The sequence below is a fragment of the Mesorhizobium sp. L103C105A0 genome (assembly GCF_000502215.1).
Lineage (GTDB): Bacteria > Pseudomonadota > Alphaproteobacteria > Rhizobiales > Rhizobiaceae > Mesorhizobium.
Genome location: NZ_AYXF01000029.1, coordinates 1 through 17,698 on the forward strand (window position 1 = coordinate 1; position 17,698 = coordinate 17,698).

A 17,698-nucleotide genomic window follows, 5' to 3' on the forward strand; every position below is an offset into this window, starting at 1 on the left:
GTCAGCGAGTGCGCCTTGAGGGCGAGATGGTTATGCATCTCATCTCCAAGGCCCCCTCCCGCTTCGAGATGACATCGCGCGATCCATCGCAGCGTTTCGAAATCGCGCCAGACACAATGACCTTCAGTGCCATGCAGGGCGCGCCAAACATCCGCGATCTTCAGGGCGTGCGACGTGCATCCACGATCGCGGACCTGCGAAACATGAACCGGCTGACCCAGATGCTGCCCGGGTTCCATATCGCCGGCGGGTTCACCTGCGAGCCAACCGATATCGCTGTTCCATGGCGCCATCTGCACATCAACCATTCGAGCCTGGTGGAAACCAATATGCCCTTCTTCGGTCTGACGACCGGGCAGCAGCGTGCCGAGGACTCGATCGCTATGGGGCAGATCGTCCACGGCAAGGCATTTATGGATCAGAACGCGGTGATGCTCGGTCATGTGTCGGGAAACTCGCCGCTAGTCTGGGATTCGACCATGCTGGAAGGGCTTCGCGCTTTCGTCGAGGCGAACCAGGTCGTCCTGCTGTCACCTTTTGTGCTTGGGGCCGCCAACACTCCTGCCGACATCCCGGCCACAATCGCCCAGTTGAACGCCGAGGCGCTCGCAGCGCTTGCCTACACCCAACTGGTCAGGCCCGGCGCCAAAATGATCTACGGGCAGTATTCGGTCTCGGTCTCAATGCGCAGCGGCGCTCCGATGTCCGGCATGCCCGAAGTCACGCTCATCAACGCGGTCATCGGCCAACTGGCGAGGCGTTACGGGGTGCCGTGGCGAACCACTGCGTCTCAATCCTCCGCCAAGACCTTCGATGCTCAGTCCGGCTATGAATCGGCGGTTGCCTACATGTCAGGCGCCAGTGCCTGCGCCAATTTGATGATGCATGCCGGCGGCTGGGATGAGGCCGGTCTCGTCTGCTGCATGGCGAAGTTCGTCGCCGATGCAGAACAGAACCTGCTCATCGAAAAATATGCGCGGGGCATATCCTTCGAATATTTCGAGGACGCGCTCGAAGCTGTGCGGCGCATCGGCCCTGGCGGCCACTATCTCGGCGATTCCTTCACGCTCAAGCGCTTCAAGGACGCATTTATCGCACCTGAGATCCTCGATTACCTCAGCTACGAGCAGTGGAAGGTCAAAGGCTCCAAGGACATGGCGCAGCGCTGCCGTGAGAAGGCGAAATCGATCATCGAGAGCTATGAGCAGCCGCCCATGGATTCCGCTGTGCGCGAGGAACTCGATGCATTCGTCGCCAAACGCCAGGAGGAAATCTCGCCAAGCATTACCTAGGCCTCCGTCCACGAGCCCATGAGATCAATTGGGTACATAAACAAGGGAGAAGAAAATGGGATACTTCAAAAGTAATGAAGACCGCATTCCGGCTTCCATCGAAAAGATGGCGAGCAACGTCAAAGCACGCAAGATGGATCGGCGCGAGTTCCTCGCGCTCGCAAGCACATTCGGCGCCTCGGCTGCGATGGCCTATGGCTTGATTGGTGTAGCATTGCCCCAACAGGCACGCGCCGCTGAGCCGAAAAAAGGTGGAACTCTGCGCGTGTCCATGCCTGTACATGCGCAGAAAGACCCGCGTACTTATGACACAGTGGAAGCTGCCAATATCTCTCGATGCTGGCTCGATCCGCTGGTCCGCTATACACGCGAGTTTACGTTCGAGCCGGCGTTGCTCGAAAGCTGGGAAATAAATGATGATGCTACCGAATATGTGCTGCATGTGCGCAAAGGCGTCACATGGAATAACGGCGATGCCTTGAATGCCAACGATGTTGTCTACAACCTGACCCGTTGGTGCGAAAAAAGCGCGCAAGGCAATTCCATGGCTGGCCGGGTCGGCGCGCTTATTGACGCCAAGACGGGGAAGGCACGAGAGGGCGCGATCACCAAAGCCGATAATCATACGGTCAGGCTGAAGCTCAGCGGTCCCGACATTTCGCTCATCGCAAGTTTCACCGACTATCCCGCGCTTGTGGTTCATCACAATTTTGATGCCGGTGGCGCCGATCCCGTCGCCAAACCCGTCGGCACCGGCGCGTTCGAGCTGGTATCATATCAAGTCGGCGTGAAAGCGGTCGTGAAGCGACGTGAAAACGGGAAGTGGTGGGGCGGCGAGGCGCATCTGAGTGGCGTTGAGTTCATTGACTATGGCACCGATTCTTCGGCGACGCTGAATGCATTCGACTCCGGCGAAATCGACGCCAACCTTTCAACGCCACCCGACTTCGTCGACCTGCTCGATAACATGAATCTGGTAAGGTCAGAGGTCTCCACCGCGACGACGGCGGTCGCCCGTACTAATGTCACGAACAAACCCTATGATGACAAGAGGGTGCGGAACGCTCTGCAGATTGCGGTAGACAACAATGTCGTGCTCCAACTCGGTTATAGCGGCCGCGGCACGACCGGCGAAAATCATCACGTTAGCCCCGTCCACCCTGAATATTTCGCATTGCCGACCAAGACGCGCGATCTCGAGGGTGCGAAGAAGCTCTTGGCGGACTCGGGGCATGCCGACTTCGAGCATGAGCTGATTTCGATCGACGGGGACTTCGAGAAGAACACCAGCGATGCAATCGCGGCCCAGTTGCGGGAGGCCGGCTTCAAAGTCAAGCGCACAGTGATTCCGAGTTCGATTTACTGGAACGACTGGGCGAAGTATCCCTACTCACTGACGGTCTGGTACATGCGGCCACTTGGTGTTCAGGTTCTTGCCTTGGCTTATCGTACCGGCGAGGCTTGGAATGAGACAGGCTACTCTGCCCCTGATTTCGATGCCAAGCTGAAACAGGCGCTCTCGATCAATGACGTGGCCAAGCGACGTCAGGTCATGAAGGATTTGGAGCAGATACTTCAGGATTCCGGCGTCATCATCCAGCCTTTTTGGCAAAAAGTGTATAGCCATATGGCCAAGAAGGTGAAGAACTATAATGTTCATCCCACCTTTCAATTGGACCTGCAAGACGTCTGGCTGGAAACCTGATCAACACCAAAGGCTGCGTCGGTAGCCTTTAGCAAGCTCGCTCGCTATAGCTAGAGGGCATGACGTCGCCCAGTCAATTGGTGTTATTGCCGAAAAAGTGGAGCGCAAACCGGTCAAAATACGATCTTCGTCAGCGGTACACTGACGACAGCTCGAGAACAGCGCCTAATTTGGTTAGGCACAATGCAAGAACAGCGGACTTGGAGCAATGCAGTATGGACTACATGGAAAAATTCGGGCTCGCCGGTAAACGTGCTCTCGTAACGGGTGGGGGCCGCGGCATCGGGCTTGAAATCGCCCGCGCTCTCGGCCAGGCCGGTGCGGCAGTCACCATCGCTGAATTGGACGAGAATAGTGCGATTACTGCTATGGCCGATCTCGCAACTCGCGGTGTGCTGGCAAGCTACCGTGCTGTCGACGTGACGAAGCCGGATGCGGTGACGGCGCTCGCCGACGACCTAAATGCCTACGAGCCGATAGATATTCTCATCAACAATGCTGGCATCGCCCGGATAGCCGAGGCCCTTGACACTTCAGACGAGGATTGGCTGGCAACGATGCGGGTGAATTCGGACGCTGCATTCTGGTGTGCGCGCGCTTTCGGCCGCCACATGATCGCCCGCCGCTCAGGCAACATCGTCAATATCGGATCCATGTGCGGCCTAGTGGTCACCCAGCCCCAGAACAACACCGCCTACATCACCAGTAAGGGTGCCATCCATATGATGACGAAGTCACTCGCCTGCGCGTGGGCTAAGCACGAAGTACGGGTCAATGCCGTTGCGCCCGGCTATGTTGCCACAGAAATGACGCTGCCCCTGAAGGCTGACAACCCCTTGTGGCTCGATCGATGGCTCGAGCAGACCCCGCTGGGGCGACTCGCCCAGCCGGACGAAGTCGCCTCCGCAGTGCTGTTTCTTGCCAGTCCTGCGGCGAGCTATTGCACAGGCACCGTGCTGTCAGTGGATGGTGGCTATACATCCTGGTAAACAAGCAATGAATGAGTAAATAATGCATGATCTTATATAGTTGATCTCTCAAGTAACCAATAATTTTTTGGAGCGCGCGCTAGTATGTCCGGAACGTTAACGTCTTCGAGTCGGTATCGTCAGACATAGATATTATCCTCGATGAGTCTTGCGCGTAGGATGTATTGATGACAAATTCGGCATATGGGGTTCCCTGCGTCTGCCTCGAATACTGCGGCCAAGATGGCTAACATTTTGACTGGCACTTACGGCACGAAGTGGCTGCCGACGGGTACAGGGGCTTTAGCATTGGCACACGATCTAACTCTTTCGGACCAGCGTCACTGGCTTCTGTCGGCCCTTCAGCGAACAATCGCAGGACGGGCTGAAAAATAGATTGAGCGGTGAGCAGGTTGCATAAAGTCCCGTGGACGCTCTAAGGCTGGCTCGTCCGACTGTCGGCTGATCCCCGACGCAGCTATGTTCTGATATGTAAAGCCGCCTGTTACATCGGAGGCGAGACCTGAACCCTCGCTAGGCTCGTTATTGAGGATACCCATGGCTCACAGATTGGCAGGCAAGGTTGCAATCATCACTGGCGGCGGGCGCGGTATCGGCGCCGGCATCACCCAGCGCTTTGCGGAGGAGGGGGCAAAAGTTGCCATTGTGCAAAGGAGCCCGCCGCCTAATACTATGCTCAATGAGCACATCATCTATGTAAAGGCAGATCTTTCGAGCTCCCAGGAAATTGCCTCGGCCGTCCAGATGGTTGCCGAGCGGCTCAGCGGCTTGGACATCCTCGTTAACAACGCCGGGATCATGTTCGAGAAGACGGTCGACGAGATGACTGAGGCGGACTGGGATCAGATGATGGATATCAACCTTAAAGCCCCATTCCTGCTGACGAAGGCGGCAATGCCGCATCTTCGGAATCGGCCAGGTGCAAGCATCGTCAACATCGGGTCGATCGAAGGGCTAGCGTCCAATCCTGGACATCCTGCCTATTCCGCCTCGAAGGCCGGCATTCATGGTTTCACGGCGGCGGTGGCCGTGGATCATGGGCATGAGGGCATCCGCTGCAATGCCATTGCGCCGGGCTGGATCAATTCCGACCTGAGCGAGGTCTATATCGACAGCATGCCGGACAGCGCTCGTGTCCGCAGGGAACTGATGGCCATGCATCCGGTCGGGCGCTTAGGCGAACCGAGGGACGTCGGTAATCTCGCTGTCTGGCTCGCCTCGGAAGAAAGTGCCTTCGTTACCGGTCATGTCTACGTCATCGATGGCGGCCGCACCAAAAAACTGCCGTTGCCGGTCGCGTGAGAGGCGAGCTCCACCGATATCTAAGTTCGCGTTGTCAGATTGTTACGAAGATGAACGCTCTTTTTCGCCGATCCGAGTACTTTCAATGACCCGCTCGACACCAACCCGTCGATGAAGGTGGATGTCGGGTCAGAGGTGCTCGAGAGCATTCTTTCCCAGCTGGTGGAAGAAACGCGTGAAGGCGGAAAGGAGCGCGGCGGCCAAGAGCTCAAATACAACGGACCCGAGAACGCTTTAACATATCGAAGCAGAGCCGGACCGCATTGCCAGGATTTTTGGCCGATATCCGCTACCACGCGACAACTTCGAGTACGACGTAGGGAATCCGCTGCAATACCTTCTGGGGCAATATGTCGAAGGGGAGCAGCGCTATGACAAAGGAATTGTCTCGTTGGGCGAACGTGCCGACTGTCCGCTGATGTGGAGTCATTACGGAGATCAGCACAGAGGCATCTACGTTGGATACTCGGTTCCTACCGACGCCGCGGGTGACCTTCACAAGATCAAATGCGGCGGGTGTCAATCGATAAATTTTGCATGCCGATGCACAGCAGCGGGAGCAGGGTCGTAGCAGCCAGCGACATTTCTGCCATGCTCCAGGGAGACGAGGCAGCGCGCCAGAATGTCGACCGAACCGTCTTGATCAAGAAGGCCTTCGATTGGCGTTATGAACGCGAACGGCGTCTGTTGGTAAGCGCGGGCCGCAGGACTCGCCTCTAAGAATGGAGGAAGTCGTTTTCGGCATGCGTTGCGACACACCCGTCAAACACGCTGCCGTAAAGGCATTGGGTCGAAGAACACATTGGGTCGAAGAACACACCGCGCATGGTTCTACGAGACACGCGATAGTCCGGCACGTTTCTACTGTACTCGATGGATTTGGCCGAATTGACGGCGTCGCTCCCGATACGGGCACTCGCCCTGCAAGAAGCACCAGAGCCCTTAAATTACGCCCGATTTTCCCGATCGCGCCTGTTCACCGGCCACAGCTTCATCATGACGTCACCTCGAAGGAGCAGAAAAGCGTTGATACACGGGTACGAGCTGCCTCGGTCGTTCGTTCGATCGAAAGTACTGTGGATAAAGCTCTCCTTCATGCAGGCGAGAAGGTGCTGGCCTACTTCCTTGTCCGCTGCCGTGAGCCGATGATTCAGACGAAGAAAGTCCATCCAGGTAGGCGTGCCGAATGTCGCTGTCCAAAGTGGAGGCGTTTGGCGTTTGCGCTGGAGCGGCCAGTTTCGTGCACCGGCACGGGTAACGGCGTCGCGCTTCGCGCGTATGCAGCCGAAAAGGGCGTCGATACTCTTTTCGGTTCTGGAATAGCCGACCCTGGCAACGATCCGGCCACTCCTCGGCTTCAGATCGAGTGCCCGCTCCGGTGCGGGAAAATCCGAACTTTCTTGATCCGATTCTTGCCAAGGACTCACCGGCAAAACTATCCCTACTGCCGCAACCAGCAACAGAGCCCCCGCGGCGCCCATCAACGCCCAGGTCAAGGAGTAGTTCTGGGCGACAGCACCCCAGATCCAACTGCCGGCGGAATGTAGTGCAGCCGCTCGCTGGCGTGGATGGTGAAATAGTCAACGCCTTGTTTGGCCTACTCGATCAACGCTTAACAGTTATGGCTATCGGTCGACGTCAACGAATAGCGGTCTCAAGTGACGGCATCGGACATTCTGTCAGCTTTGTCGCGCCTGCGATACAGGGTTATCTAGCCGATTTCTTATTTTGCCTCAGCCCAAATAGCGGGAAACACTCGCCAAAAATTGTTTTCTTCGCCTCGTTCGGCCAATTGGCACGAGTTTTGATGCCCCTCGTTTGCGAGTCGCCAGCAGGTGCCGGACGGGCGCGCTGCCGATGATCATCTACCCCTACATAGAGGAACAGTTATGGACACTCCCGATCAGCAGACGGCACTGGAGCAAGCCGCACGAAAGCGTATCAAGGATTCCCACTCCCTCGACGGCGACGCCGGGCGCTTGGCCCACTTCTATCGCGGATGGGCCAGTTCCTACGATTTGGATGTGGGCCGCTATGGGTACTGCGGGCCGATGATCGTGGCGGAACTGGCAGCCGCCGTGCAGACGGCCTATTTGGCCAGGCATCGAGCGGCCATCGCAATCCTGGACGCTGGGTGCGGAACAGGCCTCGTCGGCGTGGAACTGGAAAGCCTCGGCTTCCGGTTGATCGACGGGTTCGATCTCTCCGAGGAGATGGCCGAAAAGGCACGGCAAACGCGCGTCTACCGCCATGTCCGAGGCGATGTCGACCTTAACGGGCAACCCTCCGAATACTTCAGTGCAAGCTATGATATCACGGTCTGCTGCGGTGTCTTCGCGCCCGGACATGTCGGACCAGGTAGGCTGCGCGAGCTGGCTCGCGTCACGCGCCCGAACGGATTCATCATCGCAAGCATCCGCAAAGGCTATGCGGAGGCCACATCCTTTGAAGACCATGTGCGGCGTCTGCAGGATGAGGGCGTCCTTATACCGGCACAGTGTTTAAGGGACGGCAGATACGCGGCCGAGGAGGGCGGGCACTATTGGGTCTTCCGGGTGCCCGAGAAGGTATGCGTACCAACGGAGGAGCGGCCATGACCACGATACCGCAAATCACGCTGACGACAAACTGGGAGCCGATGCAAGGCGACACGACTATCGCGAGCGCCTACGCATGCGCTGCCAGGAGTTCGGGTTCTTCTACATTGTTGAGCATGGCACCACGAAAGAACGCATCGCCCTAGCTATCCAGGCTTCCCGACGATTCTTCATGCTGCCAAGCAAATAAGAAATGCCAAAATCCTTGCGAAAACGAAGGTGTACTCATGCCCGAAGATATCATAGCCAGACTGGACGACAAGCTGCGCGCGAAACGCGAACGCTTTGACAAGATTCCTGTGGTTGATATAGCACCGCTTCTCGATGGCACGAATAAACAGTGGGTGGCCAAGGAGATATATTGGGCGTTGTCGAACACCGGGTTCATGTATGTGAAGAACCACGGGATTCCGCAGGGCTTTGTTGATTCAATGTTCGACATGGGTCGCCGATTCTTTGATCTGCCCTTGTCGCAGAAGATGTCATTGCATATTAGCAAATCCGATGTGGCGCTGCGCGGATATATCGAGCCGTTCGGGGAGAACACAGATCCAGGTAAGACGAAAGACCTCAAGGAGTGCTTTGACATCGGCCCTGAACGTTCGACACTGGAAGGTCCGTTTTTTGGCCCCAACCAGTGGCCCTCAAGCCTGCCCGAATTTCGGGCACTCACATACAGTTACCATCAAAAGATGGTGGGCCTCGCCACAAAACTCTTGAAGGGCATCGCGCTCAGTCTGGACCTGTCGGAAAACTATTTCGAGAACCTCATGCGGGACCCGATCAGTATTCAGCGCCTAATTCATTACCCGCCGCAGAGTGGTTATGTCACCGAAGACATCATCGGGATTGGAGCCCACACGGATTACGGCCATCTGACTATCCTCGCGCAGGACGATGTGGGTGGTCTTCAGGTCAGGAACCGAGATGGTGATTGGGTAGAGGGCACGCCGATCCACGGCACTTTCATAATCAACATTGGTGACCTGATTCAGCGGCTGACCAACGATGTCTACTTGGCGAACTTGCACCGCGTTGTGAACACCTCGGGGCGTGAGCGATACTCAATCCCCTTCTTTATCGATGCTGATTTCAACGCGATCATTGAGCCATTGGCCTCATGTGTCACGGACAGCAACCCGCGGCGCTACAAGCCGGTGACTTGCGGCGAGCACAAATTCGACCGTTTCGCAGCAAGTTACGCTCACTTGGCCAAAGCGTGATGAGAGCGGACAGGCACTTACACACGTGACACTGCCTGCCGCGCCTCATCGCGGAAAGCTACAATGATTCGAAATTGCTTGGCGAGCCAGTCCGCAAACAGGCGGCTTTCGAAGCCGCCCGCGGGCGGATTTTCACAAGACGCTGTGCTAGACTTAGACTAGGCCTTTGTCTGGAGTTCTCGCCCGGTTTCGTGGCTGACCTCCGCGCTGACCCACCTCGGCGGGAAACGGGTGCGGATACAACCCGAGTAGCCGCGCGTCGGAACCCGACGAAATGGACGGGCGGGCCGGCCTGTCGGTATGGACGAGTGGTGCAACAACAGTTCGCCAACCGGCACGCAACTTGCGTGGATCACGGCGGACAACCGCAGTTCCGTCGCGTAGGCTGGCGGCAGTCATTTATGGGCCAGAGGATGACGTCGTCACGACCATTGAACGCGGCGGTCGTCCGCGGATGTGACGATTGCCTCGACCGATGCGTTCACGTGGATCCGGCTGATACCGCGCATTCCGCGCTTGGGCACAGCATGGTGTGATATTGCAGTCGACCATGTGATTTCCGAAAGTCGCGCTATCGCCGCACTGAGGTTGAGCTACGCAACCGCAATGCTTCGGCACATGGCCTGACGATAGAGCGGATCTATTGTTTGGCGACGTCATCTGCCCGTCTACCGTCCCGCCTTCGCCCAGGAGTGCCGCGACCCGACGGCCGCTTGCCTGAACTGCTCCTCCTGCACGTTGAATAGATCGACCTGGGCCGGCTGGAGGTCCTGTGCCGCGCCGGGATTCGCCACGGGCCGCGTGGTGGACCTCCTCTGCGATCATGACGATACCCGTTGCGCATCGCACAAAGCGCGCAGACGGCGGATGAACTCCGGCGGTGCTGGCAGGAAATATTTTCATCCCGAACCGGCTCGGTGGGCCGAAGCCGCGTTCGTATGGTCGCGCTGCGAGGTTCAGCAAAGTGGAAGCTCCTTTGAAGCCGATGAATCACTTCGACTCGAGTGGAAACGAGCGCTGTTCACCGCATCCGCTGCTTCTGAGCCAGTGGTGACAAGCAGAGTTTTCGCCGGCGTGGGAAACGGGGCTATCGCGTTGAGGCCTTCCCGAGCCGCACGCAGCACAAGAAAAACTGCCAAGAGGTCTGGGTGAAGCGCTGCAATTGCGTTCTGATCGCATCAACCACCTGGGGATGCGAGTGTCCGACCGCAAGCGCGCCCATTGCCGCCGATGAAATCGATATCTCGGCGGGCTTCCATTTTCCCAAATCTCCGCGCCTTGGGCTCGTTCCGAGCATACGGGAAATTCACATGCAACGCCGCGCGGCAGCGCGGTCTCACGTCCCGGCCTAGAGTTCCGCGCTCGATTGTGCCATCATGCTGCAATTCGCTCCCCTGTACGCGTTTGAATCGGTTGCCAGCTTCGCCGTGAGATTTGCGGTTGCGTCGCCATAGCCCTGTTCCTCTAGTGCGCTGCCATTCTCGGGCACCTGGAAGACCCAGTAGTGCACGTCCTCCTCGGCGATCAATTTATACCAGCGGCGTTTATTTCTGACTCGTGGGTCCAGATTCCTCTGCGGGCTGATTTATGATTCCTTTGGTGCGAAGGAGATTCGCCCATGGGATCAGCAGTTGAATTGCGGACGGACTATTCGGCCTCGGAGCTTCGCCGGTTGGCTCGCGCTTCACAGGACGCGCGACAGAGCAGTCGGTTGCTTTGGCTGGCGGCGGTGCTTGACGGTATGAGCCGAGCGGACGCCGCCAGGATCGGTGGGATGGATCGCCAGACTTTGCGCGAATGGGTGCATCGCTTCAACGAAGCCGGGCCGGAGGGGCTCAAGGACGCGTGGAAGAACATTTTTCCGGCGCTCCCTTATGCCAATTTGGCACGACTTTTGAGCCTTCTTTGTAGCGAGCCTTGTAGCGAGCAAGCAGGAGTTCCCGGCGGCGGGTGGCAGAAAGCGCCCCGCGTATTTTCCAGCACTTGGCACAGGACGCCTAATGGACGAGAGGATGCCTTTGGTGGCAAATGGCGAAACTAAGGCGTGCGACGCGGAGCAGCGGGAGAGCGCTCAACCGGTTGGCCAGTCCGCCAAGGATCTTCTTGAACGAGATGGATTGTTGCGGCCGTGCGATTGGCCGCCAAGCCTGGCCCCTTCTGGCGTCACGCCAGGTCTTGTGTTTCACAGACCAGCATCGTGCACCTGCCGGACCATCGCGAAATCGGGTCCCATCGAAGTGTGGGCAAAAACGGCTCTCGGCACCGAATCGATGATCCGCCCGTCTCACGAGGCAGGTTTCGCCCTTGGCGATTTCGTCTGCATTGGAGGGCCTGCAGAAGCTTTTGTGCGACGCTTTCGAAACCTTGGCCAGATCGTATGTCTTGGGCGGAGGCTCGGCACCCAACAGAAAAGAGGCTTCAATTGCTCGCATTACGTTTCAGATTGACACTTCGGACATCGAGTGGCGCAGCCCAGGGGGCCTCTTGCGATGTTGCGCATGGCCATCAGATCAGGCCCACCGAGCCGCCAGATCTGATTGAGAAATTTTTCCTTCGTATCGCATACCGCACGCTACAGGCGGTCGGCTGCAAGGTGTCAGAGCTTTCGCAGGCAGAAGCGCTATTATCCACTTGCGGTCGCTTATGGCGGCGGCGACTTCACCGCCCAAGTGAGCGCTCGGATCGCCGGTCCAGTGGATGGGCCGCGATCACCCGGGAGAAGGTGTCCGGGTCAACTTGGCCTGCCGCAACGAAAGTCGAGACGCTGCTGCTGCAGATCGGCTTCGCAGTGTGCGGGCTGGAGTCGAATACCCCGATGGCCGACCTGAACCGCTCGGTGCCGCTTGGTCGCGCGGTGCGGCCGGAAGACATTGCTGATGGTGTCCTGCTATTGGCGTCCGAAGCCGCGCGTTACATGTGCGGCGCGCTTGTCGAGGTGAACGGCGGAAAGGCTGTCGAATGACCCGTTTTGCCGGGAAGGTCGCCCTGGTGACCGGGGCCAGCAGCGGCATTGGGGCGGCAATCGCTGACAGGCTTGCCGGCGAGGGAGCCAGGGTCTTCGCTGTTCAGCTTGAGGAGGCCGGCCACATAGGATCGATAGTCGCGGACCTTTGCGACCCCGACATTCCGGCCATCATCATTGATGATGTCGTTCAACAGGCCGGCCGGCTCGATATCCTCGTCAACAACGCCGGGCGCATGGTTGAAGCCAAAGTAGATGAGACGGGGCTGGAAGAGTGGCGACGCACAATGGCGCTCAACCTTGATGCTCCTTTCCTGCTGATCCGTCAGGCCATGTCTCATCTTCGCAGAAGCCGCGGCGCCATCGTCAATATCGGCTCGATAGAGGGATTGGCGTCCAACCCAGGGCACGCGGCCTACTGTGCCTCGAAGGCAGGACTGCATGGCCTGACGCGTGCCGTGGCGGTCGACGGCGGGCAAGACGGGGTGCGTTGCAATGGCGTGGCTCCTGGCTGGATCGATACGGATCTCAACGTCAATTTCGTCGCCGCTTTGCCGGAGCAGGCGCGAGGGAGGCTGGGTACCATTCATCCGTTGGGTCGAACCGGCCGTGTTGAGGAAGTCGCGGCTATGGTCGCATGGATTGCCTCCGACGAGGCTGCATTCGTCACCGGCCAGATCTTTGTCGTGGACGGTGGCCGCACTGCCAAGCTAAGCCTTCCATGAAGGCAAGTCGGCTTCCGATTCTCGGACCGGCGGCGTGGAACGCGATTATCTCGCCGGATCAGGAGCCCCGGCTCATAGTCCCGCTGCGATTCGCGGATCATCGGCACCCTTTCGCAGGACTGGCGGCTGCTCGTTTGAGGTTCGCGGCGGGTTGATCTTGCCCTGGGCGCGCCGGTCGTAAAGCTGCTCCAGCTTTCGTGTCGAGACCGCGCTATAGGCGATCGAGCAACGCCGAGTGGCACAATTTCGCAACATGTCCTGAAGAGCAGACCGGAGACGTTTGAGGGGAGGAGGTCGCGCCGCTTTTCCGTAACCCCGGCCCGGCCCCAATCCTTTTGTTTGAGCTTCCGACAATCTTGTCCAACTTCGGACAAAAGAGAGTCTGGGATTTCTCCCGGCGACGCCTCGTCGCTGGAAAAGCAACGTGATTGTTAGCCTTTCAGTCAAATGGCGCGGCGCTTGCTTCGGACTCGTTAGGCCCCACAGAAGGCACGTAGAAAATCAGGGACAAGGCCATTGCTGACACCACAAAGCTCCATACAAGCGCCTGAGAAGACCGTCCCTATTCCCGCAGAATATCGGGACATGTCCACGGTCCCTGCTTGACAGCTGTGTTGCGCAGATTGGTCTGGCCCATGTCGACGCGGACACTTCCGACCACTGCCACTTTTTTTGTCGAGCACGAGAAGCGGACCCTAGATGTCCTTTCAAGCGCCATCGGCGTAGAGAGCCGTGCCCGAGCAGCCCGAAGGCGTCAAGCCTATTTCACAGCCAAGCGCGGGGCCGATAGTGTGTCGGCAAGCTCTTTGTTCCGGATTATGAGAGAGCCAGGAAGTGGATGAGTTATCCGCGACAAAGCACGACCTGCGCTCTGCTAACCTAGGCAGCGTCTTTTACTTGGATTTTGGAGCAATGTTTTGAACATGAAGTTGGGCGGTGATCAGAGACTAGAGGCTTATCGGCGGATGCTTCGCATCCGTCGATTCGAAGAAGAGGGTATGCGCCAGTTCAAAGACGACAAGATTCCTGGTTGGTTCCACTCGACCGTGGGTCAGGAAGCCGCTATCGTTGGAGCATGTCTCGCGCTTCGGGACGATGACGGCATAACCGGGACGCATCGTTCGCACGGCCATCCGATCGGGAAGGGTGCTCATCTCGACGCGCTCATGGCCGAGCTGATGGGAAAGGAGGGCGGCGTTTGCAAGGGGCGCGGCGGTTCGATGCACTTTGCAGACAATTCGGTCGGGATCATCAGCGAATCGGGTATCGTCGGAGGAGGCATTCCTCTTGCCACAGGGTGTGCGTTCAGCGCCAAGGTGCGTGGCGTCGATCAGGTCACCCTTTGCTTCTTCGGCGATGGGGCGGTGAACCAGGGCACCTTCCACGAGAGTCTAAACATGGCCTCGCTGTGGAAGCTTCCGGTCATCTATCTTTGCGAGAACAACGGCTATGCCATGACCACCACGGTGGGGCAAAGCCACGGGCAGCCGGACATCGCGCTGCGGGCGGCGGGTTACGGCATGCGAGGGGTAACGGTGGATGGGCAGGACGTGAGCGCCGTCTACGAAGCTGCGGCGCAGGCCGTCACGCGAGCACGCGCGGGCGAGGGGCCTACTCTGATCGTAGCCAACACCCATCGGTTCGACGAGCACAATTTTGGCTTGGTTATTCCGGGGGAGCCTTATCGATCGGTTGAAGAAGTCGAGGCTCACAAACGCGAACGCGATCCGATTTTGCTATGTCGCACTGTGCTCCTCGAAGAAGGCATAAATGAAAACAGTCTGATAGCAATCGAGGACGAAGTCGCCCAAGCCGTCAAGGAGGCTGTGCAATTTGCTTTGGCCAACCCCATGCCTCAGCCCGAAACCTTGTCCGATTACATGTTCAACTCGCCCCTACAGGTCATTACAACTTCGAGGCTGGGCTGGAGAGGAATCAATCGACATGGCACCGATGCCCAAAAACTTGCCGCGACGCCAAGCTCCCATGTTCAGATGACCTATCTTGAAGCGCTCGTGCAGGCTCAGATGGAGGAAATGGATCGTGATGAGCGCGTCGTCCTGATGGGAGAGGACATCTCGGTCCATGGCGGCGCCAAACTTGTTGAGCGGTTCGGCAACAACCGGATTTGGAATATGCCGATTTCAGAAGGCAGTTTTACCGGCCTCGGAATCGGGGCTTCCATCAATGGATTGCGACCGATCGTAGACCTCTCAGGTGCCAGCTTCGTATATCTGGCCTCGGACCAGATCATCAACCAAGCCTCGAAATTGCGGTATATGACTGGAGGCCAGATCCACATTCCGATCGTGTTTCGTTGCTGTATGTTCTCGGTGGGGTCCGAGGCGGCGCAGCATGCCGACCGGCCTTATCCGTTTTTTATGAATGTGCCGGGCCTCAAGATAATCAGCCCGACCAGCGCCGCCGATATCAAGGGGCTGATGAAATCGGCCATTCGCGATGGCGATCCTGTACTCGTCTTCGAAGACGCCCGCCTGTGGGCGCTCAAGAGCGATGTGCCCACAGATCCGGACCATGTAATCCCGATTGGCAAAGCGGATGTGAAGCGTGAGGGAAGAGACGTTACTCTTCTCGCGATTGCAGGCGCCATTCGGCCGACAATGGAAGCTGTCGATGCGCTCACCGACGAAAACATTTCGGTCGAAGTGATCGATCCACGTACGCTGAAGCCGCTCGATCATGAGGCTATCAAGATGTCAATCGCGAAGACCGGACGGCTTGTGATAGTCGAGAACGGGCACCGTGTCTGCAACGTCGGAAGTGAAATCGCCGCGGTGATGGCCGAAGAGGCGTTCGATCTATTGAAGCGACCGATCCTGCGCTTGAGCGCTCCGGATATTCACGTCCCATTTAGTCCGAGCCTCGAGAAGGATTTCTTTCCGACTAAGGATCACATCATCGCCGCCGTACGGCGGCTGCTCTGATATCATCGAAGACTGTGAATAGAATAGAAGCAAAGATGCCAACTGGCGCATTCAGCCACTGAAGTGGAATGGTACTGGAAGCGCGGAGGCGGTGCGCCTGTCGGATGATCCGCTTGTGGCAAATATCAGGTCCAATATCATTCCTATCTCGACCGGACCAAGGTCCATGCTGCCTGCCCGCGGCCGGGATGGCGATGGTCGCCTTGGCCGCTCGGCCGCGTAGCGTTGTTCGAAAAGGCGGCGATCGGGGATGCCGCCAAGCAACACGGCAAAAGCCACCCCAGCGCAGCTTCGGACCCTCCGGCGAGTGCTGAAGCCTGGTAACACCAACGGTCTTGGGCGCTGACTCTTTTGTGACTTTGGCCGATTTGCGCGCCATGATTTCCCTATTGCCGAAGGAGATTCGGCGATGCGATCAGCGGTGAAGTTGCGGACGGACTTTTCGGCGGGGGAGCTTCGCCGTCTTGCCCGGAACTCAAAGGATGTGCGCCAGAGCAGCCGGCTGTTGTCGATCGCGGCGGTTCTGGACGGCATGAGCCGGGCCGATGCGCCCGGATCGGCGGGATGGATCGCCAGACGCTACGCGACTGGGTGCATCGGTTCAACACGGCCGGCCCCGATGGGTCTTGTGGACCAATGGGCGCCGGGACCAGCGTCCCGGCTGTCGCATGAGCAGCAGGCCGGACTGGCCGCGCTTGTGGAGAGGGGCCCGGATCGTGCCGTCGATGGCGTCGTTCGTTGGCGGCGGATCGACCTGAAGAAAGCCATCAAGGACCGCTTCGGCATTGATTATGACGCGGGGACTGTCAGGAACTCTGTGCGCGAGGCCGGTTTCGTCATCGGCTGACGAACCTGTCGCCGAAGACGACGGCGAACTGGGTCTTGGCCTCGAACCACTCGCGCGGCGGTCGTTTCCATTCCTCGGCCGCGTGATTCAGCACCAGTTATAGCAGCTTCATGGCCGCATCGTCACTCGGGAAGTGTCCCCGGGTGCGGACGGCGCGGCGCAGCTTGGAGTTCAGCACCTCTATGGCCTTCGTGGTGTAGATGATCCGCCGCACGCTTTCGGGATAGGCGAAGAATGGGACGACTTGGCTCCAGTTGCGCCGCCAGCTTTGCGTGATCGCCGGATATCGCTGCCCCCGGTAGCCGGCCTCGAAGTCCTCAAGGGCCTGCATCCCGGCTTCGGCGTCCTTGGCCCGGTAGATCGCGCGCAGCGCCGGCACGACGGGCTTGCGGTCTTCCAGGACACGAACCCCAGGGAATGGCGGATCAGGTGCACGATGCAGGTCTGGACGACGGTTTGGGGAAAGACGGCGTTGATCGCCTCGGGAAAGCCCTTCAGTCCGTCGACGACGGCGATCAGGATATCGCCGACGCCGCGGCTCTTCAGCTCGTTCATGACGCGCAGCCAGAACTTGGCGCCCTCGGTCTGCTCGATCCAGATGCCAAGAATCTCCTTCGTGCCATCGGGCAGGATGCCGAGCGCAATGTATACGGCCTTGTTCCTGACGAAGCCCTCGTCCCTGATCTTGACCCGGATCGCCTCGAAAAAGACGAGCGGGTAGCAGATGTCGAGCGGCCGGTTCTGCCATTCGGCAACCTCCTCCAGGACGGCATCGGTGACAGCCGAGATCAGGTCCGGCGATACGTCGATACCATAGAGTTCTTCCAGATGGCCGCGGATCTCGCGCACCGTCATGCCGCTCACATAGCATACATGGAGATGATCTTGTCGTCGAAGTCTGAGAAGCGACGCTGATATTTGGCGATCAGCTTCGGATCGAAGGTTCCTGGCACGGTCGCGCGAGATCCTCAGCGTCATCTTCGATGTGCCCGCCAGCACCGACTTCCGCGAATGGCCGTTGCGACGATTGATGTTCCCGTCGGTGCGTTCGTCCTCAAGGTGCTCGTCGAGTTCAGCGTTCTGAATCCGTTCCGAAAGCGCCTTCTTCAGG

General features: G+C 58.3%; 12 protein-coding genes and 2 pseudogenes. 12 read left to right on the top strand and 2 right to left on the bottom strand.

Annotated features, from left to right (window positions below; translation table 11 throughout):
* The 4 genes from X727_RS135560 to X727_RS135545 form a co-directional block, all read left to right on the top strand.
* Positions 1–1,292 (top strand): trimethylamine methyltransferase family protein (locus X727_RS135560; protein WP_023835518.1); only part of this gene is annotated, 1,292 nt, incomplete at its 5' end.
* Between the two features lie 55 nt (positions 1,293–1,347).
* Positions 1,348–2,997, top strand: a complete 1,650-nt coding sequence (locus X727_RS135555) for an ABC transporter substrate-binding protein (RefSeq protein ID WP_023835519.1) — start codon at positions 1,348–1,350, stop codon at positions 2,995–2,997.
* A 215-nt stretch (positions 2,998–3,212) separates the two neighbouring features.
* Positions 3,213–3,986, top strand: a complete 774-nt coding sequence (locus tag X727_RS135550) for a glucose 1-dehydrogenase (RefSeq protein WP_023835520.1) — start codon at positions 3,213–3,215, stop codon at positions 3,984–3,986.
* 537 nt (positions 3,987–4,523) lie between these two features.
* On the top strand, positions 4,524–5,288 hold the full coding sequence (locus X727_RS135545; protein ID WP_023835521.1) for a glucose 1-dehydrogenase: 765 nt from the start codon (positions 4,524–4,526) through the stop codon (positions 5,286–5,288).
* A gap of 947 nt (positions 5,289–6,235) precedes the next feature.
* On the opposite strand, the gene X727_RS1000000165830 is transcribed toward X727_RS135545, so the two are convergent.
* Entirely contained in the window at positions 6,236–6,784 is a 549-nt protein-coding gene (locus X727_RS1000000165830) for an MFS transporter (RefSeq protein WP_023835524.1), read from the bottom strand.
* Positions 6,785–7,177: 393 nt separating this feature from the next.
* Between X727_RS1000000165830 and X727_RS135540 the strand changes: the two genes are divergently transcribed.
* The 8 genes and pseudogenes from X727_RS135540 to X727_RS00305 form a co-directional block, all read left to right on the top strand.
* The gene (locus X727_RS135540; RefSeq protein WP_023835525.1) at positions 7,178–7,885 is read left to right on the top strand and encodes a class I SAM-dependent methyltransferase; all 708 of its coding nucleotides are present in this window, start codon (positions 7,178–7,180) and stop codon (positions 7,883–7,885) included.
* Positions 7,886–7,961: 76 nt separating this feature from the next.
* Positions 7,962–8,075, top strand: a complete 114-nt coding sequence (locus X727_RS1000000169435; RefSeq protein WP_023835526.1) for a 2-oxoglutarate and iron-dependent oxygenase domain-containing protein — start codon at positions 7,962–7,964, stop codon at positions 8,073–8,075.
* Positions 8,076–8,112: 37 nt separating this feature from the next.
* Positions 8,113–9,108 carry a 2-oxoglutarate and iron-dependent oxygenase domain-containing protein gene (locus X727_RS135535; RefSeq protein WP_023835527.1) on the top strand — a complete coding sequence of 332 codons (996 nt, stop codon included), beginning with the start codon at positions 8,113–8,115 and terminating at the stop codon, positions 9,106–9,108.
* Positions 9,109–10,726: 1,618 nt separating this feature from the next.
* Positions 10,727–11,149 carry a helix-turn-helix domain-containing protein gene (locus X727_RS1000000169875; protein WP_081726269.1) on the top strand — a complete coding sequence of 141 codons (423 nt, stop codon included), beginning with the start codon at positions 10,727–10,729 and terminating at the stop codon, positions 11,147–11,149.
* Positions 11,150–11,923: 774 nt separating this feature from the next.
* Positions 11,924–12,070: an SDR family oxidoreductase gene (locus X727_RS1000000169445; protein ID WP_245274252.1), complete on the top strand. Its 147-nt coding sequence runs from the start codon at positions 11,924–11,926 to the stop codon at positions 12,068–12,070.
* The gene (locus X727_RS135520; RefSeq protein WP_023835531.1) at positions 12,067–12,795 is read left to right on the top strand and encodes an SDR family oxidoreductase; all 729 of its coding nucleotides are present in this window, start codon (positions 12,067–12,069) and stop codon (positions 12,793–12,795) included. Before X727_RS1000000169445 ends, X727_RS135520 begins: the two co-directional genes overlap by 4 nt.
* A gap of 923 nt (positions 12,796–13,718) precedes the next feature.
* Positions 13,719–15,740, top strand: coding sequence for an alpha-ketoacid dehydrogenase subunit alpha/beta (locus tag X727_RS1000000169450; RefSeq protein WP_031204903.1), 2,022 nt, complete (start codon positions 13,719–13,721; stop codon positions 15,738–15,740).
* Between the two features lie 409 nt (positions 15,741–16,149).
* Positions 16,150–16,533, top strand: a pseudogene (locus tag X727_RS00305) (helix-turn-helix domain-containing protein); the annotation flags it as partial.
* Positions 16,534–16,576: 43 nt separating this feature from the next.
* Here X727_RS00305 and X727_RS1000000167495 read toward each other — a convergent pair.
* Positions 16,577–17,698, bottom strand: a pseudogene (locus X727_RS1000000167495) (IS256 family transposase); the annotation flags it as partial.